General features: G+C 64.0%; 9 protein-coding genes and 1 pseudogene. 3 read left to right on the top strand and 7 right to left on the bottom strand.

The window, feature by feature from the left end:
- The 5 genes and pseudogenes from IVB47_RS21800 to IVB47_RS21780 all read right to left on the bottom strand — a co-directional run.
- Positions 1-483: ATP-binding cassette domain-containing protein (locus IVB47_RS21800; RefSeq protein ID WP_247464178.1), on the bottom strand; the 483-nt coding region annotated here is incomplete at its 3' end.
- 2 nt (positions 484-485) lie between these two features.
- The gene (locus IVB47_RS21795) at positions 486-1,325 is read right to left on the bottom strand and encodes an ABC transporter permease (protein ID WP_247464175.1); all 840 of its coding nucleotides are present in this window, start codon (positions 1,323-1,325) and stop codon (positions 486-488) included.
- The gene (locus IVB47_RS21790) at positions 1,322-2,293 is read right to left on the bottom strand and encodes an ABC transporter permease (protein WP_247464172.1); all 972 of its coding nucleotides are present in this window, start codon (positions 2,291-2,293) and stop codon (positions 1,322-1,324) included. Before IVB47_RS21790 ends, IVB47_RS21795 begins: the two co-directional genes overlap by 4 nt.
- A gap of 91 nt (positions 2,294-2,384) precedes the next feature.
- Complete coding sequence (locus tag IVB47_RS21785; protein WP_027570063.1) at positions 2,385-3,935, bottom strand: ABC transporter substrate-binding protein; 1,551 nt, start codon at positions 3,933-3,935, stop codon at positions 2,385-2,387.
- Between the two features lie 218 nt (positions 3,936-4,153).
- Positions 4,154-4,460, bottom strand: a pseudogene (locus IVB47_RS21780) (hypothetical protein).
- Positions 4,461-4,637: 177 nt separating this feature from the next.
- On the opposite strand from IVB47_RS21780, the gene irr reads away from it, so the two are divergent.
- The gene (gene irr, locus IVB47_RS21775) at positions 4,638-5,120 is read left to right on the top strand and encodes a Fur family transcriptional regulator Irr (RefSeq protein ID WP_247464169.1); all 483 of its coding nucleotides are present in this window, start codon (positions 4,638-4,640) and stop codon (positions 5,118-5,120) included.
- A 7-nt stretch (positions 5,121-5,127) separates the two neighbouring features.
- On the opposite strand, the gene IVB47_RS21770 is transcribed toward irr, so the two are convergent.
- Positions 5,128-6,678, bottom strand: coding sequence for a winged helix-turn-helix domain-containing tetratricopeptide repeat protein (locus IVB47_RS21770; RefSeq protein ID WP_247464165.1), 1,551 nt, complete (start codon positions 6,676-6,678; stop codon positions 5,128-5,130).
- Between the two features lie 134 nt (positions 6,679-6,812).
- Between IVB47_RS21770 and mddA the strand changes: the two genes are divergently transcribed.
- Both mddA and IVB47_RS21760 read left to right on the top strand, forming a co-directional pair.
- Positions 6,813-7,598, top strand: coding sequence for a methanethiol S-methyltransferase (gene mddA / locus IVB47_RS21765; RefSeq protein ID WP_247464162.1), 786 nt, complete (start codon positions 6,813-6,815; stop codon positions 7,596-7,598).
- 230 nt (positions 7,599-7,828) lie between these two features.
- A complete protein-coding gene (locus IVB47_RS21760) occupies positions 7,829-8,251 on the top strand; it encodes a GFA family protein (RefSeq protein WP_247464159.1) in 423 nt (140 codons plus the stop codon).
- A 44-nt stretch (positions 8,252-8,295) separates the two neighbouring features.
- Here the strand turns inward: IVB47_RS21760 and IVB47_RS21755 are convergent, their stop codons facing one another.
- Positions 8,296-9,855 (bottom strand): winged helix-turn-helix domain-containing protein, encoded by a 1,560-nt coding sequence (locus IVB47_RS21755; RefSeq protein ID WP_247464157.1) that lies wholly within the window; start codon positions 9,853-9,855, stop codon positions 8,296-8,298.
- Between the last annotated feature and the right edge of the window lie 82 nt (positions 9,856-9,937).

Here is a 9,937-nt window from a genome sequence, read left to right as displayed (position 1 = left end):
CTGGCCGCCGGAGAGCTGGTGTGGATAGGCGCGCACGATGCGCTCGGGATCGGGGAGGCCGACCTCGCGCGCCAGCGACAGCGCCTTGGCGCGCCGCTCCCTCGGCGTGAGCAGCCCGTGCGCCTCGAACATCTCCGCCATTTGGTCGCCGATCCGCATCAACGGATTGAGCGCGGTCATCGGCTCCTGAAAGATCATCGCGAGCCGGCGGCCGCGCAGATCGCGCCAGCCGTCGTCGTCGAGCTTGAGCAGGTCGCGGCCTTCGAACTGGATCTCGCCGGAGGTGACGGTGACCGTGTCAGGCAACAGACCCATCAGCGCATGCGCGCACATCGATTTGCCCGAGCCGGATTCGCCGACGACGCAGACGATCTTGCCCGGCCGCAGATCGAGCGAGACGCCGTCGACCGCGAATGGCCGTTCCGCGCCTTTGGGCAATGCGATCCGCAAGTTCTTGATGGAGACGGCGGGCGGTGCGGTCATGATCAGCGGCCCTCCCGGGACAGCCGCGGATTGAGCGCGTCGTTGAGGCCTTCGCCGATCAAATTGAGCCCGAGAACCGAGATCAGGATCGCGACGCCGGGAAATACGGTGATCCACCAGGCCTGGCGGATCACGGTACGGCCGGCACCGACCATGTAGCCCCAGGAGATCAGATTGGGATCGCCGAGGCCGAGGAACGCCAGCGAGGATTCCAGCAGGATCGCGGTCGCCACCATCAGCGAGGCCAGCACGATCACCGGCGACAACGTGTTCGGCAGGATTTCGCGCAGGATGATCCAGGTGTTGCTCTGGCCCGTGACCACCGCGGCCTGGACGTACTCCCGCGTGCGCAACGACAGCACCTCGCCGCGGACGAGGCGCGCGACCGGCGGCCAGCTTACCAGCGCGATCGAGGCGACGATCGAATAGATCGAGGGCTGCAGGATCGCGACCAGCACGATCGCGAGCGCAAAGCTCGGAATGGTCTGGAAGAACTCGGTGAAGCGCATCAGGGCGTCGTCGACCTTGCCGCCAAAATAGCCGGCCATGGCGCCGATGGGAACGCCGACGACCAGCGCCACCAGGGTGGAGACCATGCCGACGAGCAGCGAGACGCGTGCGCCAAAGATCATTCCCGCGAACACGTCGCGGCCGAGCGCGTCGGTGCCGAGCGGCACGGTCGCAAGCGTGAACGGCGGCAGGAACGGCCGCTGCACCATGCGCCAGGGCGAGTTCGGGAACAGCATCGGACCAAACAACGCGACCGAGATCGCAAGGAGCAGGATGATGAGCCCGATGACGCCGCTCGGGCTCCTCAGCATCGATTTCCAGAACTGTTTCATGTGGTGAATTCGATGCGCGGGTCGACCAGGCGATAAACCAGGTCGGTGATGAGGTTGAAGATCAGGACCATGGCGGAGCAGATCACGAAGACGCCGAGCAGCAGATTGTAGTCGCGCTGGAGCAGGGCGTCGTACATCAGGCGTCCGATGCCGGGCCAGGCGAACACGGTCTCGGTGATGACGGCGCCGCCGATCAGGGTGCCGGAGTGGACGCCGGCGAGCGTCACGACGGGGAGCAGCGCGTTGCGCAGGACGTGGCGACGCTGGATCACGGCATCGGAGAGGCCTTTGGCGCGCGCGGTCTTAACGAAGTCGAGACGCTTCACCTCCAGCATCGAGGCGCGCGTCATGCGGGTGTAGGTCGCCATGAAGAACAGGCCGAGCGTCATCGCCGGCATGATCAGGTGCTTCGCCACATCGACGGCATGAGCGAAGCCGGTGAGGTTGGCGCCGACGGTCTCGTAGCCGAAGCTCGGCAGCCAATCCATGGTGACCGAAAACAGCAGGATGCTCATGAGCGCCACCCAGAAGATCGGCATTGCGTAGAATATCAGGGCGAAGACGGTGATCGCGGTGTCGAGAAAGGTTCCGGCAAAGCGCGCGGCGAAGGTGCCGAAGAGAACGCCGAGCACGAGCGAGATCGCAAACGCCGTCAGCGTCAGCAGCAATGTCGCGGGCAGTCGTTCGCCGATCAGCTTCGCGACCGGTGCCTGCTGGCGGAACGAGAAGCCGAGGTCGAGGGTAGCAATGCCCTTGACGTAGATGAAGAGCTGCTCAGGCAGCGGCTTGTCCAGGCCGAACTTCTCCCTGAGCTGCTGGACGAAGATCTGGTCGCTCGCCCCGGCCTCGCCCGCCATCACGACGGCGGGATCGCCGGGCGCGAGCCGGATCAGGAAGAAATTGAGGACGACGATCGCAAGCAGGACGATCACGCCCTTCGCGACACGCTGAGCGACAAAGGAGAGCATCTAGAGGATCATATCGGTGACGTGACCTGGAGCGACAGAGATGGAGCGATCACCTCTCCCCGCGAGCGGGGAGAGGTGACGGAGGCAGCCCTCACTTGTCCAGCCATGCGTCCTTGAAGCCGTCATTGACGCCGATGCCGGTCGTGATCAGGTTCTTGACCTTGCAGCGCATGATGGTCGGGAATTGCAGCTCGAGCATCCAGGCCACCGGCACGTCCTCGACCAGGATCTTCTGCGCCTTCTCGTAGATCTCCTTGCGCTTGGAGTCGGGCGTCGCCACCGCGCCGTCGGCGAACAGCTTGTCGATTTCCGGGTTGGAGTAACCCTCGACGTTGTTGAACACCTGGCCCTTGGCGATGGCGCTGGAGACGTAGTTGCGACCGACGCCGAGGGCCGGATCGCCGTACTGGTAGAGATAGGTGAAGGCGATGTCGTAGTCCCAGTCGCCGATCTTCTGGTTGCCGCCGGCGACGTCAGTGGCGATGGTCTCGATGTTCATGCCGACGTCCTGGAGGTTCTGCTTCACGGCTTCACCCCAGCGCTGCCAGGTCTCGCCATAGGCGAGCGGCAGAAGGCGGATCTTCTCGCCCTTGTAGCCGGCTTCCTTCAGCAGCGCCTTGGCCTTGGCCGGATCGTATGGGTATTTCGGCACGTCGTCGGTATAGTATTTGATGGTCGAGGCCGACGGGCCGGTTGCGACCTTGCCGAGCCCGTTCCAGATCACGTCCTTGGCGAAGTCGCGGTCGATCGCAAACATCACCGCCTGCCGCACCCGCTTGTCGGCGAGCGGACCCTGGCGGTTGTTGAGCCACAGCCAGGCCAGCGGCGAGAAGAACTCCCAGCCGGCGCCGGTGACGCAGGTGTCCTTCAGCTTGGACAGCCGCGGCACGTCGAAATTCTCGACCGAGCCGCCGGGCAGCACGTCGACCTTGCCGGTCTCATACGCCACCGAGCGCGCCGCGGCATCGGGAATGATCTGCCAGTAGATCTCGTCGAGATAGGGCTTGCCCTTCTCGTAATAGTTCGGGTTCTTGACCAGGCGGATGAATGAGCCCTTTTGCCATTCCTTGAACATGAAGGGGCCGGTGCCGACGGGGGCGTTGTTGTAGGGATTGGTCTTCCAGTCGGTGCCTTCATAAAGATGCTTCGGTACCATCGGCATCGAGCCGACCTCGAAGATGCCGAGGAACGGGCCGAACGGCTGCTTCAGCGTGAACACCACTGTGTAGTCGTCGGGAGCCTCGACCTTGTCGACCTGCGCCAGATTGTTGCGGGCACGCGCGTGGGTTTGCTTCAGCATCTCGAGCGAGAACAGCACGTCGGCGGCGGTGAACGGCTTGCCGTCATGCCACGTCACGCCCTTCCTGAGCTTGAATGTGTAGGTTTTTGCGTCCTCGCTGACACTCCAGCTCTCGGCGAGCTCCGGCTGCGGTTCGAGCTTGGGGCTGTAGCGAAGCAGGCCTTCGAAAATGTTGCCCGACACCATCTGCACCGGGCCGTTCTGGACCATTGCCAGCATCAGGCCGGGCGGCTCGGGCTGAATCACGGCATTGATCGCTCCACCCGCTTTCGGCTCTTGCGCCAGCGCCGGGGCCGCGAGACCACAAGCCAGGAGGACACCAAGCAACACTCGTTTTGACATGTCGTATCTTTCTCAAGCGAGACCAGCCGCAAACGCTTCGCACGTCATGGCGCGCAAAGCTATGGCCGGCCCATCCCAGTCCCCATCCGGGATCGAGGCTCACACAGTCTCGTTCGGCGCCGCAAGATGAAAGTCTCGACAGTGTTCGCACAAAAAATGTACAGCGCGTCCTGTTATGGCATTTGACGGCCAAGCCGGCGCCGCCGCGCCGCACGGCTTCAGGAGGGCCGCAGCACCCGTTGCAACTCGGCAAGCGCATCCGCGAGTTGCTCCCGGTGCGCGATGTCGTCCTTGGGGATGGCCGCGACACTGCCCGCGAGCTCGCGCAGGATTCCGGCGAGCAGGCCGAAATTGCAGGTGCACCGATTTGCGTTCCTCCGCCGTCCCCGGATGCTGCAGCACCAGCGCAACGCCGCTGCCGTCGAGGCGAGCCTCGAACCGCGATGAATGCCCGAAGGTGCCGACATAGAACTTGTCGGGATATTCGAGCGCGATCTCTGCCTTGTCGGGAACCGGCTTGGACATGCGAGCCTCATTGATGTCCGGCTATTCTGGCCGGGAATAAACTCGGCCGCCTTGCGATAGGTCAGAGGCGGGCTCGTTCCGGATTTGATCGGGATCAAAGCCGGGCTGCCGCTTCTGCGATCTGATGGCAGGACGCGTGAAGCCCCGCGTGCCCGGTCAACTGCGAGTGCATCGGCGATGAACGTCCATTCCACCCCACCCGAAGCGAATTCAGACGATATCGCCATCTCCTTCGCGGACGAGGCGTCGGCACGTTGCGCGCAACTGCTCGGCGATGCCGGCCTCAGGCTGACGCGCCACCGTCTGGCGCTTGGTCAAATGTTGTTCCTCTGCCCCCATCGTCATGTGACAGCGGAGGGGCTTTATGAAGAAGCGACGGCCGCCAATCTGCGGCTGTCGCTTGCGACCGTCTACAACACGCTGAACCAGTTCACCGAAGCCGGCCTGTTGCGCCGGATCGCGGCCGACGGCATCAAGTCGTTCTTCGACACCGATACGTCCGTGCATCCGCATTTCTACCTCGAAGGCGAGGATGTGCTGGTCGACGTCACCGACGGCCTGACCTTCACCAGGATACCCGAGGCGCTTCCGGGCCACGAGATCGCGCGGCTCGACGTCGTCGTCCATCTGCGCCGGAAGCGCGACGCAGACCCGGCATGAGGATCGTCTAGCGTAAGCCCGCCCGCCGAAATCCTTCCAGATAGTGCTCGCGGTCGGCCTCGTTGGCCCACGGCAATTGCGTCGCGATCCAGTGCAACGAGATGTTGGGCTGGGTGCGGCGGAGTTCGCCCAGCGCCATCTCCGCAACCATGCCGTCGCCGGTCATACCGGCAGAAACCGCCAGCACGCGGTAGGCGCCGGTAAGGTCGCCGCGGTGGCGGATCGCCTCGCGCGCGAGCGCGATGGCCTCGCCATAGCGCCGCTCGGTGAAGCGGGCATAGCCGGCGATGCCGTGATAGATCGCCAGGGATGGATCGCGCGGCGAGAGCCGCATTGCCCTCTGCGCTGCCTCGAATGAATCCTTCGGTCGCCCGGCATAGGACAGCGCCAGTGCGTAATAGCCCTGCGCCAGCGAGAAGTTCGGATTGAGCGCGAGCGCCTGCTCGAACTCGGACAGTGCGTCTGCAAGCCTTCGCGTCGAGAAGTAGACGCTGCCGAGCGCGGCGTGCGCCCAGGCATCCTCGTGGTCGCAGCGCACCGCGGCGAGCGCGGCGACTTCCGCCACCGGCGCCACCAGCGCAAGCTCGGCCCAGCCGAGATGCACGCCGAACATGTGGTTCGCCGCGAGCACCGACAGCGCCTGACCGTAGTTCGGGTCGATCCCGATCGCGCGTTCCAGCAGCACCCGCGCGGTCTCGTGATCCCGCCGCGTCACGCGCCAGTAATGCGATAGCGCCCGCATCAGGAGATCCCAGGCATCCAGGCTCGCGGGGGGCTTGCGATGGGCGCGAAAACTTTCCGCCGCATGAATCTGCGGCTCGACCGCCGCGGCGATCGCGTTGGTGATTTCGTCCTGCACGGCGAACACGTCGACCAGCTCGCGGTCGTAGCGTTCGGCCCAGAGATGGCTGCCGGTCGTGGCGTCGTTGAGCTGAGCGGTGATGCGCACCCGGTTGTCCGACTTGCGCACGCTGCCTTCGACGACGTAGCGGACGCCCAGTTCCTCGGCGACCTGCCGGATGTGGACCGCGCGGCCCTTGTAGGTGAAGGACGAGTTGCGGGCGATCACCATGAACCAGCGCTGCTTCGACAGCGCGGTGAGGATGTCCTCGCTGATGCCGTCGCCGAAATAGTCCTGTGCGGGATCGCCGCTCATGTTCTCGAAAGCGAGCACCGCGACCGCCGGACGGTCCGCCTGGGCGCGCGGCAGAACAGCGACGGGTTGCGCAGGCGCCGTTGCGGCTGCCACTTCTTCCCGGACTTCGCCGACGAAACGAAAGCCCTTGCGCGGAATGGTCTTGATCAGCCGCTGGCTCGCACCGTCGTCGCCGAGCGCCTTGCGCGCGGCGTTGATCCGGCTGTTCAGGGCGGAATCAGAGATGATCCGATCGCTCCAGATCTGGCTGATCAGGTCATCCTTGCTGACAACACGGGTGCGCTGCGCCACCAGATAGAGCAGGAGATCGAACACCTGCGGCTGCAACGGCACGGCGGCTCCGCTGCAGGTGAGTTCCCGCAGGTCGCCGTCGAGCACGTTGTTTTCAAAGCGAAATCGCACGTTTCTGTCGTCTCAAGCAAAAATCAAAGTCGTCTCAGGCGAAAATCAACCGTCCGCGAAAGTCTTGAGACCTCCGGTGCGGCATGGTGCAGCGACCAATGAAGTGCCGGCGTTTTGGCACAACGGAGCTGTTTATGACCCAAATTGATCATCAGGTTCATCCTATCGGCCCGGTTGCGGGCTCACGCATTTTCAAGTTCATCGCATTTCTGTACGGAATTGCGGCGTATCTCGTGTTTTTCGTCACCATTCTGTACGCCATCGGCTTCGTCATGGGGCTGGTGGTGCCGAAGACCATCGACACCGGGACCGACACGCCCGTGGCCGAGGCCGTCATTATCAATCTGCTCCTGATGGCCCTGTTTGCGGTCCAGCATAGCGTGATGGCGCGCCGGCAATTCAAGGAATGGTGGACGCAGTACGTCCCCAAGCCGGTCGAGCGCAGCACCTATGTGCTGTTTGCGAGCCTGTCATTGCTCCTCCTGTTCTGGCAGTGGCGTCCGCTGCCGAGGGTCGTATGGGATGTCGCGAACCCGGATCTTGCTGTGACGATCGTCACGCTGTCGCTGGTGGGCTGGGTCCTGGTGTTCACCTCGACCTTCATCATCAATCACTTCGAGTTGTTCGGCTTGCATCAGGTGACCAATCATCTCGTCGGCAAGGAGGCGTCGCCGCCGCGCTTCAAGACGCCGTTGCTATACAAGTTCGTCCGTCATCCGATCTATCTCGGCTTCATCATCGCGTTCTGGGCAGCGCCGGTCATGACCGCGGGCCATCTGCTGTTCGCCGCCGTGACCACGCTCTACATCTTCGTCGGCATCGCGCTGGAGGAGCACGACCTCATCGATCTCTTCGGCGACGAGTACCGGCAGTACAAACAACGGGTGTCGATGCTTATTCCCTGGCGCAAGTCGGTATAGCTTGCGCGTCTTTCCGTCGCGTCCCCCGAAAGGAGGACGCGCGGCGGCGCCGAGGCGCGTATCGGAGCTTGCCGGACGCAACCTTCAACGTTTCTCGGGGTGAATCCCCCTCATCCCGACGCTATCAGTGCGAGCAAAGCTCGTCGCGACCCCCGCATTCGTTCTTGCCGAGTTATCGGCAAACAGGAGCGGGGAGACGAATCTGAACAATCATCAACGGAGACGACCTAGTGAAACATGTTGGAAACTGCTTCTGTGGCGCAGTCACGATCGAGGTCACGGGCGCGCCGGAGGCGATGGGCTATTGCCATTGCAGCTCGTGCCGCTCGTGGTCGGGCGGTCCGGTGAACGCCTTCAGCCTATGGAAGCCCGAAGCCGTGCGCATCACCGAAGGTGCTCAGAATGTCGAGACCTTTGCGAAGACGCCGCTCAGCCAGCGCAAATATTGCAAGAAGTGCGGCGGCCATCTCATGACCAACCATCCGCCGCTCGGCCTGATCGACGTCTTCACCGCCGCCATCCCCACCCTCGCCTTCGCGCCCGGCGTCCACGTCAACTACGCCGAGACGGTGCTGCCAATGCGCGACGGCCTGCCCAAGCTCAAGGATTTCCCGGCCGAATTCGGCGGCAGCGGCGAGATGATGCAGGAGTGATGCGCTTTCTTCCTCTCCCCGCAAGCGGGGAGAGGAGAGATTCGCTACCTCATCCCCGCGCGCCGCAATCCCTCGAGATAATGCTCGCGATCCTCGTCCCGCAGCATCGGCAGCTCGCGCGTGATCCAGGCGAGCGAGATGCCGGGTTGGGCGCGGCGCAAGCCTTCCAGGGCGGAAGCCGCGCGCGCGGGATCGCCCGACATTCCGGCGGCTGCCGTCAGCACGCGATGCGCGCCGACGAAATCGGCGCGCTGCCGCATCGACTCGCGCGCCATCTGTGCGGCGCCTTCGTAATCGCGGCCGATGAATCGGGCATAGGCCGCAACGCCGCAATAGATCGCCGCGAGCGGGTCGCGCGGGCTCAGCCGCAGCGCGCGGCGCGCCGCGACATCGCCGTTCTGCCATCGTCCCGCGTAGCACAGCGTCACGCCATAGAAGGCGTGCGCCATCGCAAAGTTCGGATTGAGGTTCAGCGCCAGCTCGAATTCCGCCAGTGCGTCGTCGAAGCGGCGGCGGAATAAATAAGTGTATGCCAGGCCGTGATGAGCCCAGGCATCCTCGCGATCGGCCTCCACCGCCGCGAGCGCGCCGCGCTTGGCGATCGGTACGGTCGGGGCCATCTCGGACCAGCCCATATGCGCGCCGAAGATGTGGCTGGTTGCGAGCAGGCCGAGTGCCTTGCCATAGGCGGGATCGAGCGCGACGGCCTCTTCGAGCAGTCCTTGCGCGGCGGCATTGTCCTCGCGAGTGATGCGCCAGTAATGCGACAATGCGCGCATCACGAGGTCCCAGGCATCCAGGCTTCCCGGCGGCTTCTGCTGGGCGCGAAAACTCTCGGCGGTATAGAGCTGCGGCTCGATCGCGGCGACGATCGCCTCGGTGATCTCGTCCTGCACCGCGAAGATGTCGGCAAGCTCGCGGTCGTAGCGTTCGGCCCAGAGATGGCTGCCGGTCGAGACGTCGTTGAGCTGCGCAGAGATACGCACGCGATCGCCGCTCCGCCGTACGCTGCCTTCGAGCACGTAGCGCACGCCGAGCTCGCGCGCGACCTCGTTCATGTGCACCGCGCGGCCCTTGTAGACGAAGGAGGAGTTGCGCGCGATGACGAAGAACCAGCGCAGCTTCGACAGCGCGGTGATGATGTCCTCGCTGATCCCGTCCGAGAAATAATCCTGCTCGAGGTCGCCGCTCATGTTGGTGAAGGGCAGCACTGCGATCGCCGGCCGGTCCGGCAGCGGGAGCGGGGGCTGCAGAAGCTTGGCTCCGAAATCGGATTCCGGCGCGGTTGTCCCACGCTTGGTTTCGACGTCGCCGACGAAACGAAAACCTTTGCGTGAGATGGTGCGGATCAGCGCCTGGCTTGCGCCGCTGTCTCCGACCGCCTTGCGTGCCGCATTGATCCGGCTGGTCAGCGTGGATTCGGAGACGCTGCGCCCGTGCCAGATCTTGTCGATCAGTTCGTCCTTGCTGACCACCCGATCGCGGTTCTCCATGAGGTGGACAACGAGATCGAACACCTGCGGCTCCACGGCAACGGGAACCTGCTCGCGGCTCAGCTCGCGCAAGTCGGTATCGAGCAGGTGATCCCGGAACAGAAACTGCACGTCGAAAACTCAGACCTCAAGGCAACATCGGGCAATGATGAAAGCAAAACGGATTTCGGCTGATGTCTGTGAGTCCGCCAAG

It is taken from the genome of Bradyrhizobium sp. 62, from assembly GCF_023073035.1.
Taxonomy (GTDB): Bacteria; Pseudomonadota; Alphaproteobacteria; order Rhizobiales; family Xanthobacteraceae; genus Bradyrhizobium.
This window is presented reverse-complemented; position numbering and strand designations above follow the sequence as displayed.

Excerpts from the sequence above, each read along its gene's own strand:
- IVB47_RS21795 (WP_247464175.1), bottom strand. The coding sequence starts at position 1,325 with ATGAAACAGTTCTGGAAATCGATGCTGAGGAGCCCGAGCGGCGTCATC.
- IVB47_RS21790 (WP_247464172.1), bottom strand. The coding sequence starts at position 2,293 with ATGCTCTCCTTTGTCGCTCAGCGTGTCGCGAAGGGCGTGATCGTCCTG.
- IVB47_RS21785 (WP_027570063.1), bottom strand. The coding sequence starts at position 3,935 with ATGTCAAAACGAGTGTTGCTTGGTGTCCTCCTGGCTTGTGGTCTCGCG.
- irr (WP_247464169.1), top strand. The coding sequence starts at position 4,638 with ATGAACGTCCATTCCACCCCACCCGAAGCGAATTCAGACGATATCGCC.
- mddA (WP_247464162.1), top strand. The coding sequence starts at position 6,813 with ATGACCCAAATTGATCATCAGGTTCATCCTATCGGCCCGGTTGCGGGC.